This window comes from [Phormidium] sp. LEGE 05292 (genome assembly GCF_015207735.1).
Classification (GTDB): domain Bacteria; phylum Cyanobacteriota; class Cyanobacteriia; order Cyanobacteriales; family Aerosakkonemataceae; genus Floridanema.
This window is the reverse complement of the sequence record NZ_JADEWG010000011.1, coordinates 61382-85325: the sequence shown is the minus strand read 5'-3', so window position 1 is coordinate 85325 and position 23944 is coordinate 61382. Positions and strand designations below refer to the sequence as shown.

Here is a 23944-nt window from a genome sequence, read left to right as displayed (position 1 = left end):
TCCATAGATTCCTTGCTTCCATTCCTTGTTCTTATAAGAACAAGGAATGGAAGCAAGGAATCTATGGATACCAATCCGATGCGTCATATATAAATGGGTGGTTAATTCATCACGTCATAGATAAGATATCCGGCTCTATGTTGTCCTGTCATAGATAGTATCAGGTATGGAGATATCCCGTCACCCATAGATATGTTTGTCCATACCATAGCGTCATAGATAAATCGAGATTTTTGAGTCTGATTCCTGAAGCCAGGGGTTATACTTCTCCATCTCGTTGCGTCATAGATAGATTGGGGCTGTTGAGTTATTGCGTCATGAATAAAGCGTTCGCGTAGCGTGCCGTATAGCCCTATCGGGCATTCAAGAAAAGGTGTATCGCGTAGCATTGCCTTAGCAGTATCGCGCCTGCCTGCTGTAGACGTATCTGCTAAAGCGGAATCGCCAGTTACTTCTCTCTTTTTACCCGCTTGTACATAGATAGTTGCAGTCTGATTTGGGAAGCGATCGCGCCGATCGCTAATTGCATCCCGTTCTTTTGCCTCTTGTATATAGATACTTGCGATCCCATTTCTGAAGCGAGTGGTTATGCTTCTCATTACCGTTGCGTCATAGATAGCTCGAAGTTTAGTCAAAATCTCAGCAATATACAGGTGATGGAGATTTGAGTGTTGATGATTCTGGTTTTTATTTTCTCTTTTTATAAAAAACTTCCCTGAGTATTGATGACGCATCTTTACTTCTTTTGATGTTTCACCATGTCTTTCTGTTAAGAGAGCTAAAGAAGCTACTATCATCTGTTTTCAGCTATTTTGAGCCGGACGCTTGCTCTTGCTTTTAATCTTACTACAACTTTTTCCCTTTGGTCGCATCATAGATGGTCAAACGCGATCGCGCCAGCGTGCCGTCAGGCGTATCGCCAATCAAGACAAAGGGCACAGAACAAATACCATGAGAAAATCCACTTATCGTAGGTAGTACGCGACATTTGCCTACAAATCGTATCGTCACCCATAGTTCAGAATTAGGTTTATCTGTCAGGAGCATACCATGAGTAAAGATTTACAGCCACCAGTGAACGCAGACCACACCCAGATCGATCGGCTCCTCGATCCAGTTGAAGTCATCAATGCCATGATTGATTTGCGGACACAAATGGCTCTGCTTGAACAACAAATTCAAGCGTTGCAGCCAGCTTTCTTTGCTGCCTGTGTCGCACTCAATACCGATAAGATTGCCTCAGAACGTGCCGTTATTACTCGTCGGCTCACTCCTGGGCAATGGGCTTATTCCCCTGATATTGTTGAGCAGGAGGAATTGCTCAAGCTGCTCAAACGACAATTTCAACAATCCCATGAACCGATCGCAGGTCGAGAAGTTACTTGGGCTGTCAAGCTCCTGATTACTTCTGCTACGGCTCCATCTGCTGTTTCATCCTCTGTTGGGAGTTAAGTCTCTCCGGTCAGGAATTATGATCGACATCTCATCCGAGTTCACAGTAAGCCTGCCTCCCTTTTCATTTGTTCATAGTCATACACCCGCACGAATGGTACGGTCAACTTCTGCTTCGGTTCTTCCGCTTCTTTTGAGGTGAATGGTTCTTCTGTTGTTGAAGCTAACTGTGAAGAAGCGGCAGACAACATTTCTTTGGCTTTGATTGAGTCGGGTTGTTCCACCGTTACTGTGGGAATTGGTGTTACTTTCTGTTTCTTTTGTCGTTGCAGTCTCTTTATCTGCTCCTGGCGAGAGCGGACTTCTTCCAACAATGAACGATTGTCGTTCGCACAGCGTCCCCGTAGGGGAATCGCTTTGCCTGCTTCTCGTCTCCTTTGACTGATTGCTTGTGCTTCCCTGTAGGACAAGATTTCGGTTTCCCATCCCATCGCATGGGCGCGGGTGAGAAATACTTCTTTGCTCTCTACTAGTTGGTAAATATATATGGTGGTGATGTCGCGGGGGTTGTATCGGATGATGACTGATTCTCCGGCATACGCGGCTAGATGTTCTCCTTGGTAGGTGAGGTTGGCAAACTGAATGTAGCCACTCCGGTAGACTACTCGCCGATCTCGTCGCATCAGGCATATATCTAACTCTCTTTCCCCCAATAAGGGTAGTTGTGCCATCCTTCCGGCTTCCCATCTCCCGATCCGGCTTTGCGTTGCCATCCTCGCATCTAGTGCTTGATTGTAGTGGTCTACTATGTAACGCACTAACATCTGCTCTAGTTGTACTAGTGTTAGACAAGCTTCCGATTCGGCTTTATTCGATCGCTCTTTCACGTTACTACCTGTGTATCCTGGTACTGTGCAGAAGAATTCTCGATTGAATGTCCCAAACGGTCGCTCTACTATTCCTCCATCTGACGGTTTTCGTCGGCGGCACAGGACTATCCCTAGTTCGGTAGCTACTTGTTCTAAATGCTGCGAGCGAAAGTCTTTGCCTCCATCGGTATACAAGTACCTTGGCAATCCATAAGTCCCCCAACTCTGCTTCAATTCGTATGCACTGCTGTACTGTTTGGGCAGTATGGCATGGCGCAATGCCAGACACACTACTGCGGCACTTGGAGCATCAAATCCTATGTGCATTCCCATCATGCACCGCGAGTATGTGTCTACTACTATTGTTAACCAGGGTCTTCCCAGAATCTCTCCACTCATGTCTACTACCAGTAGATCTATTTGGGTGTGATCTACTTGCCACACTTGGTTCGACCATTCGATGTCTATCTCTAATCCCTCTCTACTGTTCACTTTTAACTGCTCTCCTCGCCAGCCTAACCTGCGTTTCTGTTGCTGCTGTTGTTCGAGAAGGGGACGTAGAATTCGATATACTGTGGGACGGCTCGGATACTCTTTGACTCCCTTCGCTTCTGCCTGTGCCTGCACTCTCAGGTACACTTGTGCCCGACTCATTTTCCGGCTGCCCCGATTCCCCACCTGGTAGGTCTTCTGAATAAATTCCTGCCACTCCCGGCTGGTCTTCGCTGCTCCCCGATCCGATCGCTTTTGTCTGGGTAAGCTCGCTATTCCTTGTTCTCGCCATTTCTTGAGCAGTCTTTGCACACTCCGAACACTTATCCCTAATTGCTGGGCTACCTGTTGCTGCACCCGCCCATAGCGTTCTGTTCCTTGCACTGCGAGCAATTTCTGTATTGCCTCAATCTGTTGCTGCACCTCACCTGGCAACTCTAACGGAGCATTTATTATTTCCCATTCTCCTGCTACGTTTTCCCTTAACACCAGTGAATCTTCCGTTTCTGGCACCAAATTATCTTCTCCGACTTTATTCGACTGGCAAGGGTACATGATCTCTCTCTCCAATCCCGGCTCTGCTTTGAATTCTAAGTCTTCCTTGGCTTCAAAAGCGACATTTATTGTGTTACTTTTTGTTTCTTTTTTTCACCCTCTATCTCTCTGTTTTGCTCTACTTTTTTTCTCTCTCACCTACATCAGTTCCTTCTGGAGCGACATTTTTCTCGATACTTTTTCTCTTATTTTCGCTTCTTCCCAGCCAATTACTTCCGTACTACATCCCTCAACCCCTTACTCCATCATCATTTCACTCCTATTTTTTCCCCGACACTTATCGTGACATTTCCGACGCTTACTGTGACACTCGACAAATGAGTAGTTAACTCATTGCGTCATAGATAAAATATCTCTCTCTATGTCGCTCTGTCATAGATATTATCAGGTGTGGAGCTATCCCGTCACCCATAGATATGTTTGTCCATACCATAGCGTCATAGATATACCGAGATTTTTGAGTCTGATTCTTGGAGCCAGGGGTTATACTTCTCCATTCCGTTGCGTCATAGATAGATTGGGGCTGTTGAGTTATTGCATCATGAATAGAGCGATCGCGTAGCGTGAGCGTGCCGTATAGCCCTGTCGGGCATTCAAGAAAAGGCGTATCGCTAATCTTGGAGCCAGCAGCCATATCTTTCCACAACGTTGCGTCATAGATAACCTGTTGAGTCATCTGGTCACGACTAAAGCGATCGCGTAGCGTGAGCGTGCCGTATAGCCCTGTCGGGCATTCAAGAAAAGGTGTATCGCAGCGATCGCAACAGCCTACCGTAAGCGTATCGCTAATTGCGTCCCGTTCTTTTGCCTCTTGTATATAGATACTTGCAATCCAATTTCTGAAGCGAGGGGTTATAACTTCCCATACCATTGCATCATAGATGACTTGAAGCTTAGTCAGAATCTCAGCAATATACAGGTGATGGAGATTTAAGTTTTGATGATTCTGGCTTTGATTTTCTGTTTTTGCAAAAAACTTCCCTGAGTATTGATGAGGCATCTTTACTTGTTTTGATGCTTCACCATGTCTTTCTGTTAAGAGAGCTAACTCTGCTGCTATCATCTGTTTTCAGCTATTTTGAGCCGGACGCTTGCTCTTGCTTTTAATCTTACTACAACTTTTTCCCTTTGATTGTTCGCGCCAGCGTGCAGTAAGAGCGTATCGCCATCAAGCATCTAACTGACTAATCTAATTCCAATTGTTGAGGCAAGCTGGCTTTCTCCTGTCCACCTTACGTAGTTTTCACCCTCGATAAATCGCCGCAGGTGGACAGCATCTAACCCTTATAGGGTAAGTATCACAGCCGTCCACCAAGTTTTAACTATCAGGGGAATAGTTCAAATATTTATGCCTGCTCTCTTGCTTTCTTTGGTGTCCTTAGTTTTTTCAAGAAAGCCTTTCTCGTTCGCGCAGCGTGGCGTTAGCCGTATCGCTTCCCCTGCTGGTGACGGGAGAGGTGACAGTTGAGGTGACGGTTGAATTCCTATATTTCATCAGCTTTTCAGGAGTTGTGACCCAAAACTTCCCCTATCGCCACAATAATCAAAAAACTTCTCTGACTCGCTTCCCAAAACAAGAAACATTTTTTCGGCATTTTCACGCCAAGTGTATCAGTATCCGTCACTTTGGCTGAACCGCTGGCACGTATGGATTGTGAACCGTCACCTAACCCCGTCACCCCTCACCCATTCCACATCAAAGTTGCTTCGATTCTGGGCCAGTTGTACTTTATCCAAAGGATCAGGAATTTATCAGTCTGATGACTACGTATAATAATACGTATATCCATAGAAAAATGTTTTCGCAGTCGGACTATGCTTATTGGAGCTATGCCGAGTGTTTACGGTGATGAATTAATCACCGCGACTGAATTGAATCGGCAACCGGGACGAGTTCTCGATACAGCTTGGGAACGTCCTGTGACCATCACTCGCAACGAGCAACACTTTGCCTTGCTGCGTCGTGAGCGCATGACCTACATGGTAAAAGCGGCTAAGATCAGCCAAGTTGTAATTGAGCTAATCGACGTTGCCTACCGTTTGCGTTTGGGTGAACAAATCGGTTCCGAACATCCATTCGGATGGCTAAAGGTCTTTGATAATGAAGAACTGTGCGAACTAATCGCAGAGGTAGAGAGTGCCTACCGCCTTGTGGGTTCAGACCCTCAAGCATGGGATCATCTCGATGCACTGATTCATGAGTGGCACGAAAGTGCTATAGCAATTAATAGCAAAGAACTGGCGGCAGCTTTTAATGATGAACTTGATGAGGTGTTACTAACTCGGCCAATCACGGAAAGCTCTTCTGAATCAGCTGAGGTATGACTCATTCATCACCAACAGAGCCCAATCAAGCTCATAGTGTGGGGCAGCCAGAAGAGCAATTGTCGTCTGAGTCATTAGTGCCACCAGAAGAACAATTGACAGCGCCACCAACTCTGGCTGATACTCCAGAAACCGTTACTCAACCAGCAACAGAAGTATCTGCATCACCTTGGCTAGTGGTCGCCAAAAATCGACGGGTTAACCGCGATTGGGAAGCTTTACTGCTGCGTGCCCCTGAAAATGCTCGTCGCTGCTATGAGGATTTATGTAATGCTCCTTAATTTGAGAAAACCAAAACGAGTTTTTCCTTTGAAAGGCAAAGTCTATAAAGGAGCGTGGGAATATGAAGTAACAAGCTCGGAGCGAGTGTTTTATTTGCCTGATGAAGAGAACCGAAAAGTGCTGGTTTACTACGCCGGAAAACATCCGAAAAGTGCTCCTACACCTCCGTAAAATCAGGCGTTGCCATTACAAATTGGCTGGTCTTTTCTGAAGTAAAATCGATAAATACAGATATACTTTATCCCTGCTTGCTTCTGATTGGGAAAGCCAAACCATATTTTAAGGTTTCTCTGACCTCTGACCGGACGTGGAAAGCTTCATTTAGCAGAGAATGGGGTACTAATACAGTAGCATAACCGCCAAAGCGCGTTTTTTCAGTTTTCAATTCAAATTACAGAATAAGACTAGTAGAAAAATCTGTTGCCTTCTCCTGATTGGTAAGAACGACTTTGGGAAACAGGAGTTTAATTTTTGAAGGTAAAACCAACATATATTGATAATTCCTCACTGGTCAACTGGTACAGACTCGGCTCATAATTTCCTGCTTTTGATGGGCTGTGGCGTTCAAAAACTCCCATAAACTAGAAAGGAGAAATCAGCCGTTCGCCTAGCGTGTGCGTAGCACGCCTCGACCACAGAAGTCATGGTATCGTTTAGGAACTATTACCCGTGTCAACTTCTTCCCACCCATGCCGCATTATTGCCCTCTTTAACCAGGCCGGAGGGGTCGCCAAGTCCACCCTTACCCAAAACCTGGGATACCACCTAGCACAAAGCTCTCATCGCGTCTTGCTCATCGACATTGACCCCCAAGCCTCTCTAACTAAATTCATGGGGTTAGCACCATCGCAGTTACAAAAAACGGTTGCCAATGCCATTATCGACGAACAGCCTTTACCCATTCACTCTGGCATTCATGGCATGGATTTAGCTCCTGCTAACCGACTTTTAAGCGGAGCGGAAATGCAGCTAGTCAGTGCTCCGATGCGGGATTTGCGCCTCAAAGAAGCACTCGAACCTGTTGTTGAGTCTTACGACTTCATCTTGGTAGATTGTCCTCCTAGCTTGGGATTGCTCTCTTATATTTCTTTAGTTGCTGCTACCCACGTTCTCGTCCCCATCGAAACCCATCTCAAAGCTTTTGAAGGGACTGACGAACTGTTACAAACTTTGACGCTGGTTAAAAACAAAGCCAACCGGAAATTACAGGTAGCTGGATTTGTTCCCACTCGATATGCCCAGCAGAACTCAGCTGATAAGAGGGCGTTAGGAGCTATTCAAGAGCAACTCTCGTCTTGGGGTCAAATCTTTCCACCTATTCCTAGAGCTACGGCGTTTGTCGATGCCACAGAAGAGCGTGCGCCCCTAGCCGTGTTTGACTCTAAACATCCTGCCGTCGCTATCCTCGAAGAAATTGCCCAATCTCTAGAATCCCTATCATGAACCGCAAACGCACTGCTAAACCCTATGGAGGTCAAATTACAACTCCCCCTCCTTCTTGGCTATCTCCACTTGAAGCTGATACTCCTCAAGCTGCCACTGAAAGCAACGTTAAGCTCACAGACATTCACCTCCCCCAAGAGCAGCCTAGACGGTATTTTGACCCCGAAGCTTTACAAGAATTAGTCTCGTCAGTCAAACAACACGGTATCCTCCAACCTTTGCTAGTGCGTCCTCTTAGTTCAGGAGGTTATGAACTGGTTGCCGGAGAACGCCGTTGGCGAGCAGCACAAGCAGCCGGACTTGAAGAAGTGCCAGTAGTAGTGCGGGAGCTATCCGACCAACAGGCGTTTCAGTTGGCTTTAATTGAAAACTTGCAACGAGAAGACCTCAACCCGGTTGAAGAAACTGAAGGCATTTTGCACCTATTGGCTATCAGGCTAGAGTCCAATATGGAAGCTGTCAAATCCTTGCTCTACCGAATGAAAAACGCCAATAGCAAAGGGGAAGATTCTAGGAGAAACGTTTCTCCTAAACCAGAAACTTCTTTGGCAACAACTGAAGTGGGAGAGGTAACAGATGAATCTAGGAGAAATGTTTCTCCTAATTCAGAAACCGACCCAGAAGAATTTAGGAGAAACGTTTCTCCTAACTCGGATGCTTCTGAGTCATCCAATGAGCAGCAAGATGTAAGCTCTGTTTCTCCCCAAAAAGAATCTAGGAGAAACGTTTCTCCTAACCTAGATGAGGAGACATTAAAAATCGTACAAGAGGTGTTTGATGGCCTGGGACTGATGAATTGGCTTTCCTTCACCACTAAGCGCCTTCCCTTGCTCAATCTGCCAAAAGAAATTCTAGCCGACCTGAGAGAGGGCAAGCTGGAATATACCAAAGCCCAAGCTTTAGCACGAGTGAAAGATAATGAACTCCGAAAACAATTGCTATCGGACACAGTTGCTAACAACTGGTCTTTGAGCGAAATCAAAGAACAAATCAAAGCCCGCACGGAAGCTAGTTCTACTCCATCTTCTGTTACATCAACCAGAGTGCCAGAGCGACTCAAAGATATAACCCAGCGAATCAGGAAACGTCGCCTTTGGGAAAACCCGGAAAAACAAAATCAGTTGGAAACTCTTTTAGGTCAACTGGAAGCCTTACTGAATGAAAATTAAATCTAAAAGATGAGGTAGATTATCACTATCGGGAGAGGTGACAACACGGTAACTGGATTGAGAATCGTGGAGCAAACGAATTGAATGGGCAAACCTTTATTTCAAGTAGATGGTTTCAAAGTTACAGATTCCCGAATTGTTGCAAGCGTGGCTTTCTTACATCCACATCGAAAATTTGTGTAATGCCAAAGTAGATGCTAGGGAGGACTCTAGCCCTCGCATCTGGGATAAAGGCGTGACACTCCTGGGAGACAAATTGCTGCTGGAAGAACCCCTGTTTAAAGAATTCAAGCAACAATTGAAAGACAGCAAGACCAACAGCAAGGCAAAAGAACTACTAATCGCTGTAGCATTCCCTCAGCTGTACGTCATCGAAGAAGGTTGCCGTCAATTCCGCCCTTTATTCACGATCGACATTTCCCCCATCTTTGCAGGGAACTACCGCAAAAGTGGATGGGATTTGACCGCTTTCGAGTTCCAGCCGATTATCCCTAACCTAATGGAATGGTACGGATTAGAGGAAGAAGCAGCCGAGAGTTTGGTTACTCAAGAAGGATTGAAAGTATTTCTAGAAACCACGTTCAATCGGCCCTTTAAGACACTACAAGACTTTATCGGACTGATTGAATTACCACCTTCTCCCGTGCGGTCAAAACTGCTCCCCTACTTGCTGAACTTTGGTTACGTTCCCTTCAACCATAATCTGAAAAAAGATTTGCAGAAAATCAACTCTGCTACCCGCTGGGATTGGGCAGTCCCGGAACATCCAGCTTACGAATACTTGCACGGACAACCCCAGATGCCTCAGCATGAGGTGTTATTTTTAGGGGCTTTTCCCATCTCACCCCCTGATGACTATCAAGCCTCAGCACTCAAACATTCTCAATCTAACCCGCTAACGGCTGTAATCGGACCACCAGGGAATGGCAAAACCACATTACTGTTGCACCAGATAGCTCAACAAGTGGTTAAACGAGCCGTACAATTAGCCACTGATGGGGAAGATGAAAGTAATTTGACGCTTGTCACCAGCACTAACAATCGTGCTGTCAATAATGTAGAAGAACTCTTAACCATCAACTTCCCCAGCGACCAATTTTACCTATCGGGAGGTTCCAAAGAGTTAGTAGACACTCAAGTTCTGCCTAAATTGCAAACTGCTCTTGAAATGTTGGCAGCAGAAACGTTTGACTCGGTTGTTTGGGAATCTACTAAACAACAATTGTTGGCTGGTGTTCAGCAATTACAATCCCATCTCAAGCAAGACGCATATTACCAACAACAACGAGGTGTTGATGAACAACTATTAGAACAGATTAATGGAGATATTGAGGTACTAGAACAAGCGATAAAGACTTCCACCTCTGACTTCCAGCATCAGTCACAACAGAAACCGACACGGGACTACTCGGAATTTCCACTAGAAGCATACCAGCAGATTCAGCAACACCTCAATAACGCTTGGCATTCCTTACCGCCTGTAGATTATTCGCAGCTTTCCGGTAAGGATGGCAACTGGTTGATTCAACTCTGGCACAGGATTCAAAGATTTTGGCAGGAAATAACCAAAAGCAGTCCTCGCTATGTTCTTAAGCGCTTGCATAAACAAGTAGAAATGCCCGTGTTAGCGACGCTGGCTACTCCCTTTCCTTTTCAAATTCCGCTGACGACTGAATCGTTAGCCGCAGCCCGTCAAAGTGTTTCTCAACTCCTTTCTGTAGCTTCTGATTGGCAACAACAAAATCGTCCTAGCAAGAGACAACAGCAGTCAGAGTCTTTACAACGTCAACTTACTGACTTGATTACTCGCCGTTCTCAAGTCCAAAACCGACTCACCAGCTATCCTACTAAAGATTTTTACAGTCGTTTCTACACTGACTATCATTCGTTGCAAGTGCAGTTATTTGAGTTGTCTTGGCAATTCCAACAACTTGAAGCCTTGCGACGAAAAGATGAAGTGATGGCTTCTATTAAAACTTATATTGCGATTTTGAATAATGAATGGGAAGCTTACCGTCAGTTAGCACTGAACTGGCAAAGTATTTATCGTGATATCAGCTTGTTGTTCCCAGTCTTTCTCAGCACCTTGCATTCTATCCGCCGTCTGTTCCCCTATCCTGATAGTGGCTGTATCGCTCGCGTAATTGTCGATGAAGCGGGTCAAATTCCTGTACATCAGGTATTTCCAGCTTTGGTACGCTGTCATCAAGCTTTAATTGTAGGAGATCCGTTGCAACTAGAACCAGTTGTCCAGTTGAGCAATCAGAAAAAAGAGGAATATCGCCAAACAGCTTTTTTGGAAAGTGGATTAACAGAAGAAGACTACGATTTGTATAGTCCGAGTGCTTGTACGGCTTATCACAGGGCTGCGGGAGTTTCGGGGCAATCTGGGGAGATTGGTAATGGTATTATTCTCAAACAACATTACCGTTGCGTACCATCCATCATCACTTTTTCAGACCGCCTTTGTAATTATGGCATGGCGATCGACACTCAAGAAAAACCTTCTCGACTGGGGACTAACTTGCTGGCTATCCACGTTGAAGGCGATTACTCCAACCACGTTAACACCCTAGAAATTGAGAAAGTTGCAGCTTTAATTGAGGAGTTGTTAGCAGCAGGTTATAGTCTTAATTCCCCTGACTCTTTAAACACAATTGGGGTGATTTCACCTTATCGCAGTCAAGCCAACGCCCTACAATTAACATTGCAGTCGAGGTGGAAAAACTTTCCCTCAGATAGCATTGGTACGGTTCACACTTTCCAAGGTGGACAAAAAGCCGCGATAATTTTATCGACTCGCCAATGCCATTCAACTGATAGCCTTTGGTTTATTAATCGCCAACCTAATTTGCTCAACGTTGCTGTTAGCAGAGCTAGAGAATTGTTTATTTTGGTGGGTAATTTGGAACGATTGAAAAAAGAAGGTTATACCAAACAATTAGTCGAGTATATCGAGCAATTTGGTGAGATTAGATAATATAGTTAACTCAAAATCATTCTCTCGGCTGAATTGTTCTTACTGCCACGCAATTAACCTAGAAGAACTTGCCAAATCCCTGAGCTTAGGAAAAAACAAGCAGGGATTGCATATATACACTTTGCAGCAATATGCCGTCACAACCACAACGGAAAAAGGAGAAGAGTTCTTCTTATTTGCTACGCCTGACTCCTGCTGAAAAAGACAGGTGGCATAAGATGGCATCGTTTTATGCTTTACCCTTAGCTGAGTTTATCAGACGACGAGTGGAAGGTCGTCCGGTTAGCCCGCCAAAAGTACCAGCGATTAATGCCAGAACGAGCGTACAATTAGGACAATTTAACTTGAAACTCAGAGGGTTAGAGAAAGATTTACAAAAAGCGATCGCTTCTACTGAAGCACAAAAATCTATCTCCAAACCAACTCACCAACAGTTGACTGAGAAAATAGCTGATGTGCAGAATTTGCTGATGGAAGTGCGCCAAGAGTTGCAGGAAGTAAGACTGCAATTATCTGGTGTTGATGAAAATTCTGAAAATGAAAGTGAGGAAATCTCAACGGAGTCGGACTTTGATGGGGAGGACTGGGACTGATGCTGACGAAAGTTGTCCCTACTGGTAGTAACCCCGGTGGTTTGTTGCGCTATCTCATGGATGAAGAGAAGGAATTTGAGTTGTATGGGGGTAATATAGCGGGACAAACTTACGGACAGATTATGGCAGAGTGGAGGGCTATCAGCCAGCAGAATTCTCGCACAGATAAGGATACTAAGCACGTTACTATGAGTCCGCATATCTCAGATCGCCTAACTCCAGACGACTGGCTAGACATCGGAGAATTTATGGTCAATGGGTTGGGATACACCAATAATCTGTGGCTGATAATTAAGCATAAACCCACAGAGAGTCAGTTATTAAATAATCCAGATGCACCGCCTCACGTCCATATCATGATTCATACATTTGAGTGCGAAAATTTTACTCGCATTAATGACTGGCAAGATAAAACAAAAGCTGAAAAACTGACGCGAGAAATCGAACAGCAGTGGAATCTTTACCAAGTTACTCCTAGCAGTGAGGCGGAATACTCTGCACCTACTACCGGACAAAAGCGCCGGATGATGCGAGAACAGCAGGATTTTGAAACCGGACTGCGAGATAAACCACCAGAAGAACCCACTAAGTTGAAACTGGAACGGTTGGTGGTTGCAGCAACCAGGGACAACCCTTCTATTATTACCTTTGTTGCCAGACTTCAAGACCAGGGGGTTGATGTTTACCCCACTATCATTGGGGATGAAATGAAGGGGTTGGCGTTTGAGTATGAAGAATTCCGGTGTCGGGGGTCTAGCTTGAAAAACTGTAGTTGGAGAAAACTGCAAGAAATACGGGGAGTTTCTTACGATAAGACCCGCGATTTGCCAATTTTACGAACAGTAGCAGCTGGTGAAAAGGTGCAGATGCTGCCAGAAGAGGAGGACTCTCAAGAGTTAGTGTCTATCAGTGCTAATCAGATTGAATGCACGGCGATGTTTGCATCTGATATTAACGAACTTTTGTTGTTGCACACAGATCGCTATGTTGATTCTGAGTTTACTGCATTGCGGATTTCCTCAGATGAAATTTCCCTGCGGCGCACGCCAAATCAATCTGAAATTCTGCGTGCTAAACGCAATGGCGACGCATGGGAGGCGCTACCTACGGAAAGTGAAATGACTTCCTGGGAGGTTCACGCTATGATCGCGCTTACAGAAAATTTGATTAAGGAATTAGAGAGTCAGTACTGGGAACAGCAACAGCGGGTGAATATTGTTGCACCGATTGTTGCGGCTGTTCTAAATTTGGAGGAGACAAATCTCTCGGTTGGCAAACACTACACTGCCGAGTGGGATGAGGAGTGTTTGACTTTGTGGGAAACTGGTAGTAAAAAGCCAATTATGAAAGCTGAGTGGGATGATGAGAGTCGGTGCTGGGTTGAGAACGGTTCTAGCTTGACTCAAGAAACCACCAACTATTTTCAGGAAAAGGTTTTACCGTTTATCCGACAGGCGATGCAACAAAAGCGGGAACGTGAAGTGAGCGATCGACACCAAAAAAGCAAGCAACAAGAATTGGAGTTGTAACGTGGGTTATCTGTTGTCAAAACAAGGTGGAGTTTGGTTGATAGGAACTGCCCATGCAATCCTTTGAAGCAGGCTTCATTGAGGAACAGTCGATTACCCAAGGACTCCTCCAAACCATCCGCCTGATTGGAGAATACAAGGGTAAGCAGGAGTTGTTCAAAGAGCAGGCACCTCAAGCACTGGAAACCCTGCGCCAAGTAGCCATCATTCAGAGTACCGAATCCTCCAACCGCATTGAAGGTATCACCGCACCTTTGGAACGCATCAAGGAACTGGTTGCTGAAAAAACTATACCGCGAGATCGCTCCGAACAAGAAATCGCTGGCTACCGCGATGTGCTAAACACAATTCACACCAGCTATGCCCACATCCCCTTCACACCTGGGGTGGTACTACAGCTGCACCGCGACCTCTACCAGTTTTCTGTTGGAGAAGGGGGACGCTGGAAGTCAGTGGATAATGAAATCAGCGAAACTCATCCCGATGGCACAAAGGTTGTGAGGTTTAAACCAGTTTCGGCTTATGCTACACCGGAGGCAATGGAACGCTTGCACGAACGATTCAATAGCTTCTGGCAGTCCGGTGAAATCGAGCCGTTGTTGCTTATTCCTTCTTATGTGTTAGATTTTCTGTGCATCCACCCTTTTCTAGATGGTAATGGACGGATGGCTCGCCTTCTCACCTTGCTGCTGTTATACAAAGCTGGTTACGAGGTGGGGCGTTTTATCAGTTTGGAACGAATTGTCGAACGCACCAAGGAAAGTTACTACGATACGCTTTACCAATCCTCGCAGAGTTGGCACCAAGGGCAGCATAGTTTGTTGCCTTGGTGGGAATATTTTCTGGGAGTAGTGGTGTTGTCTGCCTATCGGGAGTTCGAGCAGCGGGTTGGGTTAGTCACTTCGGTCAAGGGTGCTAAAACCGCGATGGTGGTAGATGCCATTAGCCATTTGCCTGTTGAATTCTCTGTCAGGGATTTACAGGAACGATGTCCCACTGTGGGAATTGACCTGATTCGTCGCATTCTGCGGCAAGAGCGAGATGCTGGACGGCTGGAATGTTTGGGTCGTGGCCCGGATGCTCGTTGGCGGAAGATATAGGTACTATACCTATTAATTAGGTACTGAGCAGCTATTTAGTACCTATTTAAGCTTGATTTCCGTTAGACTCTAAAGAAGTATTGTTTTACAACTCACATTCCGCATCCTCAAATGTCACACACGCTAAATGTAGTGTAGTTAGAGTTTTTGGTTGCTATATACGGATTGCTAAGTCGGTTATCATAGTTAGATTATTCCATCTGTGGTTCCCCAATGACATCTAAACATACTTTTGAGGAAAACTCAGACCCCTTAGCCAAATTAGACTACAACCCATTACTTGACTCAATTCTAGAAGAGCTTAAAAAAAATAATATTTTCAAGTTTTCCGAGGATAAAAATCGACTCTTAATCTCTGCTTACAAAATTGCCTATGAAATTGCTACAAAAAAAGAGAATTTACCAGCAAATCCTTTGACCCAAACTGTGGGTATCCGAGCAGCAACAGTAAATTTTAGTTCGGAAACAGAGTTTTACTCTAAAATTCAAGCTATCCGAGATGAATTGAAGATGCAACTCGATACTGTTGCCGGAGAGAACCAAACCAAAGCTTGTGTAGAGAATCTTTGTACAGAACTGTCTCAATTTAATAGTGATAAGGCAGCTTTACCATTTAACTATCCTTTTAACACAACCCACAGTTTTAGATCTCAGCGCTTAACTATAGAGAATAGTTTGGCTGAAACAAGACGCAATGGTACTCAATCAGTCATTAAAGCTCATCATCTCAATGTCCGGTTTGAAGGCTTGTTACAGTTTGATGAAAAATTATCTGCTAGCCTCAAAGCTTATATCGATACTATAGCTTCCCCCAATTCACAAGATTGGGAAGAACTGAACGATCTGTTGGCTAATATATCAAATCAAGACAAGGAAAAACCATCAGAGATTACAGAACTCAGAAAAATAGTAGATACTGAATCGCTACCAAGACTGCTGCGAGATGTCAAAATAGATTACCTAGAATACTTGAGAAACGAATGTGCCAAGACTAACCTCAGCAAAACTAATGCTCTGGGTTTTGAATGTTTAGAGACTTTGATTGCCAGACTAAAAGCATTTTCAAATTATATCAACAATCCAGAGTTAGATGGCCCACATTATGAAGTAAGTTACTTGAAAGAAACGCTTGATCTCAGGACTGCTTTCTCTCAAGCTAATGCTTTTGATATGCTACCCATCATCCCTGATTATGAAGGAGTTATAGGAGAAAGTATAGATAAAGATAGAGGCATAAAGGAATTTAATTTGGGTCTAAGGCTGAAACTAAATGGTGCCGTAAATGCTTATAACGAAGACTCGGCTCTTGATTACTACATGACTGAAATCGACCCCAACAGTCAACGTCACAAAGAGCAACTTAATGACCCAGCCAGAGCTAAAAACTTTAAAATTAAAGTTTTAAAAATTGCTTGCTTATATTATTTTATCTTTGCAGTTGATGAAAATGGAAAAATTCCAGATAAAAGTTACAATCCTATTGAAAAATTTGAGAAGGATGTTTTAAGTAAATTGAAGTCTGATGCTATTGATGATGCTAAAGCAACAGATACGCAAGTAAAAGATTTGTTATGTAAAATTAAAAATTTAATCTTAAATCAGAATGATTGGCAGGTAATTAGTAAAGTCAATGCTTTAAAAAGTTTGTTAAAAACTTTTCTTAATCAAAAGGAAATATTAGAGCCATTTTCCAAATTTGTACAAATATTTATTAACAAGAGTCTTCTCAAAAAGACACCAGCGAAAATTCTCAACTCTCGGAGTTTCTTTTCCCTTGATTTAAACCAAGAAGACCAATCGAAAGCTAAGGAAAAAACTAGAGAGGCTCTAGCCTATATCGAAGTCAAACCACCTGAAGTTAATCCAGAATCTTTAACATCATTGGCTGTCACTTTTACTTTTGACGATATTCGCTACTTTCCAGATGGCGAACAACAAGAATTTGCCATGAAACATGATATTTTTGGGATAAAAGCAATGCCTGTGGTATTTGCTCCACAACAGGTTAAATACACCACAAATAATCAAGGTGTCACAACAGAAGAATGGGATTATCACCCGATATATAAACAATATTTTAACAACAAAAAAGTTATCATTATTCCCTACAGATATCAAAATTTAAGAGAAAATATTTTTAATAAAATTCAATCTCCAGAAGCAAGAATATATCGTCAGGTATTTACAATTTTAACTTACTTATGCCTCAGCATTTGCAGGGAGCAAATAGCTGACAAACTATTTATCCCAATTTTTAGATTTCATTTCAGCGACATTACAGACACAACAGAAGATGAAGATTTTTTAAATTCTTTAACCAAAGCTTTAGCCCACATCCTACGAAGAGACTGCCTTGCAGATGCCCAAGGACTTAACATTAAAAAATTTGGGATGCCAGATGAAAGTTTTAAATTTCGCGTACAACAAGCTCTTTCATCAATGTATTCCTTAGTTCCGAAAAAATTTAAGTTTCAAAGCGGATACGAACCTCAACTAGATAAGCTGGCAATTATTGTAGTTTCTAGCTGGTTGAGTGATGCAGTATGGGATGAAAAAGATCGAGATACCAGGAAATCTAATATATATGGTGAAATTATCCTGATTAACAAAGTATCTGATACAGTCATAAAGATTGAACCATTCAAAACATTTTCTGACAACGAAAAGCATTATCGGATGTACAAAGAGCCAACGATTGTCAGCGATGAAATTACCAAGCTTTATCAGCAGGATTATCGACATATTTTATATATAGCTAAGGCTCCTTATACGAGAAGCTTGGGTTTAACACAATTTGAATCAGATCCAGAATCATTATTTTTCATGTCTCAGGATGTAATCAAGTATCTGAAACAAGGGAAGCCAGATATTAAGCTTTACCCAGTGTTTATGGATACATACCCTGCCATAAACCTCACTTCTGGAAAAATAGATTCTTTTTATATTCCAGATATCGAAGAGTTGGAAAAACTATCTGTAGACAAAAGCCAAAAAACTAGAGTATTTCTCAATCTTTTCACTGGTCGTTCAGTAGATAAAAAGCGTACTATTTTTAATAGCGTAGTCTGTTACAGCACTCTCTTAAATATTTACGATCCTTCAGACACCAAAGATATTATGATGGGTTTACTAGACAAAGACTCAACTTTACAACAAACAATTTTGCAGTATATTACTCTGTTTCATTTCTCCCGATACGAAGTCAATAGAAACATAGCATTTAAGCTTAATCCTTACAGCAAGTTAATTGGTGATGAAGGTATCGGTACAGTCTCTACTTTTACTTACACAAATAGAAATGTAAAATTTAACAACTTAGCCTTCTTGACCAGCATCAGGAGTGCGCTTTATGACAAAAAATAAGTTAGGCATCAGCTTAGGTCGGGTATTTGAAATAGGTTTTAATATTGGCTTTCTTACTTACTTTCAGCAATCCAAATTTCAACAGCCTTATGGCGAGATTTATCTGCAAGGTTTAAGTCAGGTACACTTGCACAAAATCCAGCAGGCTATTGCTAAAGATTACATTGATAAATCTCATAAAGAAATTATTGGAGATTGGGTCAAGTTATTTCTCCAAAAAGGGTGGGTATCAGGTTATAGCTTTGTGCGAGAGTATAGAGAAGCAACTGGCTGGCGTAGTGATAGCAAGATAGAAATTCTCTATTTTCAGTGCGATTTCCACAACGAAAATGTCTTTTACACAATTCCAGAGAAAGATGATTATATTTACTACAAAGAAATTTTGGATAGTCAAGGCTTTGAAAATGTTGATATCAATTACTACAAAGACACTGGCGAGTTTCTCAAAGCCGACACTCTCTTGTTAACTCGATATTTAGGTAAGTATTATCGAATTCTAGTTGTAGACTTATCCACCTTTACAACTTCAGCTATTCATTCTGTAACTAACCTACATAATATCCAAACATTGAAAGACTTGCTACGTACCGAGTTGAACTATGTGCTATCCAAGTCTAGATTTTGTGGACTCGACATTGATACGGGTAATAGTGCTGATAAAAACAATCAGCTAAACGAGATTTACTCCAAAGACTTGGCGCAATACTTTTCTGCTTTCAAGACTAAAGATAAGGAAGCAGTTAAGGTTATCCAAGCTTGTAGTTACGCTTGGAGTTTTTATAAATTTCTGCTGTCATCAGGTAAAATCGCACCAGCAGATGCAGTGAAATTTAACTGCTTTGGGTATAGTGACAGAATGATTAACGGTATTGCCCTAACTAAAGAAATCAATGAGGGCGAAGATAACCTGGGCATTTTGAAGACTTGTTACTATATCTACAAAGAAAAAAGTTTCAAAGATATTGATGATAACCGCAGCCAAGTCCTTGAAGTGATTCAAAGCAATGCGGCTAGAAGCTTTCAGGATGGGAGAAAGTTTGTTAAGGACATAGTTGAGGCTAAAAAAGACACAATAACCTGTATTAATCACCAGGAAGTCTTTGAGGCGAAAACAGACTTTTTCAATACGGCTGACTTGATTCCTGAATCAGTAAGGCTTTCGCTAAATCTAGGACAAGAAGAAATTGAATTGAGAAATGCTCATGCCAATTTGATACAGCAGGCACTTAAAGATACAACTAGACCATTTTTATTTTTGACCGGAAATCCTGGTATTGGTAAGACAACCGCAGTAGCAGAACAATTTCTTCAACAGACCGAGCAAGGGTCGCTTCTGATTTACGTCAGCCCTCGCATTCAAGTTAACCGCGATATTGTAGATAAGTTTATAGACAAAAATAGCGGTCTATTACGCTCCGACAATTTAATTTGCATTAACACCAACAAAGCCATACTTGATGCCAATAGTGGTTATGCTGTCGAATACTGTAGCAACAAATTTCAAGGTGATTTTGAAAGAGGACGGCAAGTTCAATTCTTGGATGCTAGGAACCTAAAAGATAAATCATTTAAGCGCCAAAGTCGATTTTCTAGATACACGGATAACCTAGTACAAGTGGAAAAACCTAACCAAAAAGGAGTTATAGCAAGCTTATGTGAAGCAATTCACACTTGTATTATCGCTCCTGACTTACCTAATAATATTGTTGCTACGGCATCGATTCAGTCCCTAAAGGAAACGCGCTACGGTAACACTTTAAAGCATTTAAGCAGAATTTTTAGTAGTGCTTATAATTCTTCAAGCCAGCATCGTGGTGTTATCCCAAAGAAAATGAAAGAACTCGCTAATCGCCTGAAAAACATCTTCATTATGATTGACGAAATTACGGGTTCTCCAGAAGGAGTAGCTTTTCTGCATGGCATTATAGAGTTTATTGAAGAATATGATTTACTAAATCCTGAATATGGTTTCAATATTAAAGTGATTACTGCCGATGCCTCGCTGACTATACAAGACGTAGTGAATAGCCATCTATCTGACAGCAAGGTTGAGGGAGATAAAATATTTGTTAGGCAAGTTTCAGGCTCAATGGGTAAATGCTTGTCAATTGAAAATTTTAATTTTATAGGTAAGCCTGCAACTCTTATTAATGCGAATTCCTATCCCGCTTCTAAACTTACTATTGACTATGACGTATTTATCCAATCAGTAAGTTCAGAACAGAATATAGAGAGCGATTTCACTTTAGAGAATAAAGTAGTTGACAAAATTCAACAGGATATTCTTCGGCTACTGGCGATAAATGACGGTCAGATTATAGTTTACATTCAGAACAAAGAGAGCCTCAAGCGGTTAATTAATGATATTGGCAAAACGCGACCTAGCTTTAAGCTGCATGAAGAATATCTGGAAATCCACGGCGACCTTTTAGATTGGGAAGAAGTGGAGATTCAAAAATACCAAAATGAATCCAAAATTAAAGTAGTATTTGTGACTGCCGCTGCATCTCGCGGCTTATCTTTCCATAACGCCAAGTATATTATTGTAAAAATTCCTGGGTTCCAAGTTGAGCAAAATTTGATGGAAATAATTCAGGTGATTTACCGAGGCAGAGGAGGTGATTTAGATAAAGGTGAAAAGAACCTGATTTTTTACTTATCCGATAAAGCGGTTTATTACTCCAAAACAGCCGATGATGATGGAAAGCCATTAAGTACAGATGAATCAGAGAAACTTGCTAAGCTGTCTTTACAAGAGAGTTGTTTGAATGTGCTAAACATTCTAATTATTCTCAAAGCTTCTATTATGACTAGGATTATGGGATCAGGTCAAATAGGTAGAAAGCGTTACGTGATTATTCCTATTGGAGGTAAGTCGCTGAGTCAAGCAGGGGAAACATTTATTGGCTCATTGGCTAACTTATTGAAGGAAATTCGTAAACTGCACAAAAAACAACCAGGAGATAATTTATTACGAGATGTAGAGAAGGCTTTGGACGAATTGCTTGCTGTCCAAAAAATTGAAATTAGCTCTCTGTCTCGAAATTCATTACTCTCTTCAGATGGGGAAGTATCCTATTTTTCAATAGGCTTTAAAATCTTATCACAAATAGAGAATAGCTTAGATAATTTGCTTAGTCTCCCACCTATTGAAAAAACATACGTCAGAGGTAGTTTGCTAATTGTGCCGTTATCTAAAAAACTTGTAAAAGAAACAAATTACATTGACTTAGACAAAATTATTGACCCTGAACGAAATAAAGAATTTATCAGTAAACTTCAGCTTTTGGTCAAATCAGGAAAATACCCGAAACAAATTACTAGAGCAGTAGATTCTCTGATAGATTTAGCGCAAACGCTCTTTAGTGAATTGGAGCGATCGCAAAAACTAAGCCAGACTTCAATGTGTTCAGACCGTTATTACGCTTTGCCCATACAGACATTTATAGCTATTAATGCTTTTGAAGAATATTTTGCAGACGATAGGAGGGTATCTAATCCATCCTTTAGGGATATTTTGGCAAAGTATGTTCAGACACTTTCTTTAGCACACAACATTATACCGATCGACTCTAATTATCAAAATATCCCCTATGTCGTCTTTAATAGTGGTGCAATGGATAAGCTTGGGAAAAGTCTATTTGATGAAAATCAGCTTTTTCAGTCGAAAGAAATGAATATTCTTAATCTGATTCTTTCCCAAGAAGATTGACTTCAAATTTTAACTGACAAGACTAGACTGAGATAGTGGATATTTGAGATAACGATATTGGAGCTATAGCTTAATCCAAGCCGCCATCCCACAGACCGATAAACTGCTCTTTCCCAATTAACTCAGATAAATTAGGGTTTTTCCATAGTGTTTTTCTGACTCCAGCCTCTTCTGTTTCAGCACTGATATCTCCACCATAAAGCAATATCCGGCTGAGAGCATTATTAAAGAGGCGACACACTACTTCTGGTAAATGCAAGCACCCATTACAAGCTCCACCTAAAGTTTCTTCGCAGTAGGGGTCAAACATACAATCACCTCTTTCTTGCAAAAGGCTCTGGAATGCTTGGTCTAGACGTTGTTCAAAGAAGGTTTTCAGCCCGCCAAGAGAAAATTCTTGTAAGCGATTTACAAAAACGATGGTTTGGTTGAGACTAAAAAGTAAATGTTCAGAAAGAGCAGTTTCGCCGAAGCTACTTTGGTCAGCGATCGCTTTTATCAAAAGATGATTAGCACTATGTAACGCCGAACTTACTAACCAGGGAATTAGAAAATCTGGAGACAAATTATCATCAAAAGCTGGCCCACTACGGCTAGAAATCCGACTGTGACGCTCCAAAAGCCAAAGTGTTGGTTCACTGATGCTAGCTGGAGCGGGAGCTAAATTATTGGCATGGAGCCATTTCACAATCCGTTTAGCATCAAACTGAAAGGAAAGTGCTTCTGTTGTTAGTTTATAAACAGGCATGGGAATCCAGTTTCCCTTTGGTTCCTCACCCGGTAAATCAAAGTTTTCGCGGTCAAATGCCCACAATACAGCAGCTTCTGGTTGGTGAGATAGGCGAGTATACCCATAAGCAAGATGCAAAACAGGTAAGTCTTGAATCACCGTAACCTGATTAATTCCCAGGCTTTTACGCATTAAATCCCCTGCTGCTTGTAGATTGGCACAGAAGGGAGAGCTAATTTTACCTAAATCCTTGACAGTATCATCAAGGGTTTTACGTTTTAAATCCAATAGCACAGCATAGTCGCTCAGTTGCTCTCGAAGAGTACGAGCATTATCCTGCGCTGTTGTTAACTTTTCTCCAGCATCGCGCGTTTCTCTTTCAGCTTTAGCATCTCCTAAAAGTTGTTGGGTACTTGTAGAAAGTTGATTTAATGCTTTTCTTAATTCCGCAACTACTGGGCCTCCTGCCTCACTCTCTTGAACTTGTTTATTATTAATGAGAATAGTTTGAATAGTTGCATCATCTAAACCACTTAATTTTAGTGTTTTGATGAGTTGCTCTACTTGCTTATCGTCTTCCTGAGTTCCTTTACCAACCACTCGGATCATGTCTGTTAGTTGAGAAATGTTTTCAGCTTGATAATTGAAATAACCTAGATGAATAGAAAGAATTGCTGGCAGTGATTCAGGACATCCTAAAAAAATTTCGACATTTGAAGTAGGATTAATACGAGAAATTGAATGAACCACTTGCAATTTGCTATCTGAAATGTTTGTTAGTCGCATTATTAAGCTAGGTTCATTTCCAGTATCTAGCTTTATTTTTTCAATAACTTTTTCGCTTTTTATAGGAGAATTTTTTGGCAGAAATTGCTGTATATCTTGTGCATGACTACAATTAGGTACTTTACAACGCCAACGTTTGCGAGAACCCCTTTCCAGAATGAGATATTTGTAACTATGTTCGGGACATTCTTCAGGGCGGAGTTGAATCATTGTGCCGTCTACATGAGCAAACACAAAGGGAATTTCATTTAGTATCGGATGACTACAACGATGACAGGGAGCATCCGCTTCTCCTTTCCATTGCCTCATGTAACGAATTGCTCCACATTTGGCACACTCTCTGACATCTAATCTCTTTCCAAAAACAGATGTTGTCAATACAGGTACTAATTCTGCTTTTCGTTCAAGGAATTTTTTCATCTGACTATCCAGATGTTTCCAGCGATTTAATTCTTGACGTATAACTTCAGGTAAATCTTTACTAAGGTCATATACTCTACGGACATCATGTTTTTTAATTTCAATTGTCCCCGTAGGAATTGTAACAACAATTCCTGGTTCAAAGCGGCGTAAAACTTGACCTTTAGAACGACTATATACTTGCTGATTCATATATTCCTCTGT

At 42.0% G+C, this 23944-nt stretch carries 18 protein-coding genes; 12 read left to right on the top strand and 6 right to left on the bottom strand.

All coding sequences use genetic code 11. The features are described from left to right. Positions 1-101 precede the first annotated feature (101 nt). Positions 102-599 carry a hypothetical protein gene (locus IQ264_RS05500; protein WP_193979309.1) on the bottom strand — a complete coding sequence of 166 codons (498 nt, stop codon included), beginning with the start codon at positions 597-599 and terminating at the stop codon, positions 102-104. Positions 600-846: 247 nt separating this feature from the next. After that, entirely contained in the window at positions 847-1047 is a 201-nt protein-coding gene (locus IQ264_RS05495) for a hypothetical protein (RefSeq protein ID WP_193979311.1), read from the bottom strand. A gap of 3 nt (positions 1048-1050) precedes the next feature. On the opposite strand from IQ264_RS05495, the gene IQ264_RS05490 reads away from it, so the two are divergent. Continuing rightward, positions 1051-1452: a hypothetical protein gene (locus IQ264_RS05490; protein WP_193979313.1), complete on the top strand. Its 402-nt coding sequence runs from the start codon at positions 1051-1053 to the stop codon at positions 1450-1452. A gap of 41 nt (positions 1453-1493) precedes the next feature. Here the strand turns inward: IQ264_RS05490 and IQ264_RS05485 are convergent, their stop codons facing one another. Beyond that, on the bottom strand, positions 1494-3308 hold the full coding sequence (locus IQ264_RS05485; RefSeq protein ID WP_228061304.1) for a Mu transposase C-terminal domain-containing protein: 1815 nt from the start codon (positions 3306-3308) through the stop codon (positions 1494-1496). Positions 3309-3633: 325 nt separating this feature from the next. After that, positions 3634-4371 carry a hypothetical protein gene (locus tag IQ264_RS05480; protein WP_193979315.1) on the bottom strand — a complete coding sequence of 246 codons (738 nt, stop codon included), beginning with the start codon at positions 4369-4371 and terminating at the stop codon, positions 3634-3636. A 767-nt stretch (positions 4372-5138) separates the two neighbouring features. Here IQ264_RS05480 and IQ264_RS05475 point away from each other — a divergent pair. Genes IQ264_RS05475 through IQ264_RS32740 form a run of 3 tightly spaced genes read left to right on the top strand, consistent with a single transcriptional unit; the run spans position 5139 to position 6086 of the window. Next, complete coding sequence (locus tag IQ264_RS05475) at positions 5139-5633, top strand: hypothetical protein (protein ID WP_193979392.1); 495 nt, start codon at positions 5139-5141, stop codon at positions 5631-5633. After that, complete coding sequence (locus IQ264_RS32745) at positions 5630-5914, top strand: hypothetical protein (RefSeq protein WP_228061312.1); 285 nt, start codon at positions 5630-5632, stop codon at positions 5912-5914. Before IQ264_RS05475 ends, IQ264_RS32745 begins: the two co-directional genes overlap by 4 nt. Further along, positions 5904-6086, top strand: coding sequence for a hypothetical protein (locus tag IQ264_RS32740; protein ID WP_228061311.1), 183 nt, complete (start codon positions 5904-5906; stop codon positions 6084-6086). Before IQ264_RS32745 ends, IQ264_RS32740 begins: the two co-directional genes overlap by 11 nt. Positions 6087-6153: 67 nt before the next feature. On the opposite strand, the gene IQ264_RS05465 is transcribed toward IQ264_RS32740, so the two are convergent. After that, positions 6154-6300: a hypothetical protein gene (locus tag IQ264_RS05465; RefSeq protein WP_193979390.1), complete on the bottom strand. Its 147-nt coding sequence runs from the start codon at positions 6298-6300 to the stop codon at positions 6154-6156. A gap of 284 nt (positions 6301-6584) precedes the next feature. Here IQ264_RS05465 and IQ264_RS05460 point away from each other — a divergent pair, with 284 nt between their 5' ends. The 8 genes from IQ264_RS05460 to IQ264_RS05425 all read left to right on the top strand — a co-directional run bounded on the left by IQ264_RS05460 (position 6585) and on the right by IQ264_RS05425 (position 21804). Beyond that, positions 6585-7358: a ParA family protein gene (locus tag IQ264_RS05460; protein ID WP_193979388.1), complete on the top strand. Its 774-nt coding sequence runs from the start codon at positions 6585-6587 to the stop codon at positions 7356-7358. Next, positions 7355-8527 (top strand): ParB/RepB/Spo0J family partition protein, encoded by a 1173-nt coding sequence (locus IQ264_RS33635; RefSeq protein WP_193979386.1) that lies wholly within the window; start codon positions 7355-7357, stop codon positions 8525-8527. Before IQ264_RS05460 ends, IQ264_RS33635 begins: the two co-directional genes overlap by 4 nt. Positions 8528-8636: 109 nt before the next feature. Continuing rightward, entirely contained in the window at positions 8637-11507 is a 2871-nt protein-coding gene (locus IQ264_RS05450; protein ID WP_193979385.1) for a DEAD/DEAH box helicase, read from the top strand. 131 nt (positions 11508-11638) lie between these two features. Then, positions 11639-12100, top strand: coding sequence for a hypothetical protein (locus IQ264_RS05445; protein WP_193979383.1), 462 nt, complete (start codon positions 11639-11641; stop codon positions 12098-12100). Continuing rightward, a complete protein-coding gene (locus tag IQ264_RS05440) occupies positions 12100-13629 on the top strand; it encodes a relaxase/mobilization nuclease domain-containing protein (RefSeq protein WP_193979381.1) in 1530 nt (509 codons plus the stop codon). The genes IQ264_RS05445 and IQ264_RS05440 overlap by 1 nt, the downstream gene beginning before the upstream one ends. Positions 13630-13682: 53 nt before the next feature. Beyond that, complete coding sequence (locus IQ264_RS05435) at positions 13683-14729, top strand: Fic family protein (RefSeq protein WP_193979379.1); 1047 nt, start codon at positions 13683-13685, stop codon at positions 14727-14729. A 510-nt stretch (positions 14730-15239) separates the two neighbouring features. Next, entirely contained in the window at positions 15240-18092 is a 2853-nt protein-coding gene (locus IQ264_RS05430; protein WP_193979377.1) for a hypothetical protein, read from the top strand. Further along, the gene (locus tag IQ264_RS05425) at positions 18079-21804 is read left to right on the top strand and encodes a helicase-related protein (protein ID WP_193979375.1); all 3726 of its coding nucleotides are present in this window, start codon (positions 18079-18081) and stop codon (positions 21802-21804) included. Before IQ264_RS05430 ends, IQ264_RS05425 begins: the two co-directional genes overlap by 14 nt. Positions 21805-21874: 70 nt before the next feature. On the opposite strand, the gene IQ264_RS05420 is transcribed toward IQ264_RS05425, so the two are convergent. Next, positions 21875-23932 carry a hypothetical protein gene (locus IQ264_RS05420; RefSeq protein ID WP_193979373.1) on the bottom strand — a complete coding sequence of 686 codons (2058 nt, stop codon included), beginning with the start codon at positions 23930-23932 and terminating at the stop codon, positions 21875-21877. Between the last annotated feature and the right edge of the window lie 12 nt (positions 23933-23944).

Coding starts and splice junctions, on each gene's coding strand:
- IQ264_RS05500 (WP_193979309.1), bottom strand. CDS start 599: ATGAGAAGCATAACCACTCGCTTCAGAAATGGGATCGCAAGTATCTAT.
- IQ264_RS05495 (WP_193979311.1), bottom strand. CDS start 1,047: ATGCTCCTGACAGATAAACCTAATTCTGAACTATGGGTGACGATACGA.
- IQ264_RS05490 (WP_193979313.1), top strand. CDS start 1,051: ATGAGTAAAGATTTACAGCCACCAGTGAACGCAGACCACACCCAGATC.
- IQ264_RS05485 (WP_228061304.1), bottom strand. CDS start 3,308: ATGTACCCTTGCCAGTCGAATAAAGTCGGAGAAGATAATTTGGTGCCA.
- IQ264_RS05480 (WP_193979315.1), bottom strand. CDS start 4,371: ATGATAGCAGCAGAGTTAGCTCTCTTAACAGAAAGACATGGTGAAGCA.
- IQ264_RS05475 (WP_193979392.1), top strand. CDS start 5,139: ATGCCGAGTGTTTACGGTGATGAATTAATCACCGCGACTGAATTGAAT.
- IQ264_RS32745 (WP_228061312.1), top strand. CDS start 5,630: ATGACTCATTCATCACCAACAGAGCCCAATCAAGCTCATAGTGTGGGG.
- IQ264_RS32740 (WP_228061311.1), top strand. CDS start 5,904: ATGCTCCTTAATTTGAGAAAACCAAAACGAGTTTTTCCTTTGAAAGGC.
- IQ264_RS33635 (WP_193979386.1), top strand. CDS start 7,355: ATGAACCGCAAACGCACTGCTAAACCCTATGGAGGTCAAATTACAACT.
- IQ264_RS05450 (WP_193979385.1), top strand. CDS start 8,637: ATGGTTTCAAAGTTACAGATTCCCGAATTGTTGCAAGCGTGGCTTTCT.
- IQ264_RS05445 (WP_193979383.1), top strand. CDS start 11,639: ATGCCGTCACAACCACAACGGAAAAAGGAGAAGAGTTCTTCTTATTTG.
- IQ264_RS05440 (WP_193979381.1), top strand. CDS start 12,100: ATGCTGACGAAAGTTGTCCCTACTGGTAGTAACCCCGGTGGTTTGTTG.
- IQ264_RS05435 (WP_193979379.1), top strand. CDS start 13,683: ATGCAATCCTTTGAAGCAGGCTTCATTGAGGAACAGTCGATTACCCAA.
- IQ264_RS05430 (WP_193979377.1), top strand. CDS start 15,240: ATGCAACTCGATACTGTTGCCGGAGAGAACCAAACCAAAGCTTGTGTA.
- IQ264_RS05425 (WP_193979375.1), top strand. CDS start 18,079: ATGACAAAAAATAAGTTAGGCATCAGCTTAGGTCGGGTATTTGAAATA.
- IQ264_RS05420 (WP_193979373.1), bottom strand. CDS start 23,932: ATGAATCAGCAAGTATATAGTCGTTCTAAAGGTCAAGTTTTACGCCGC.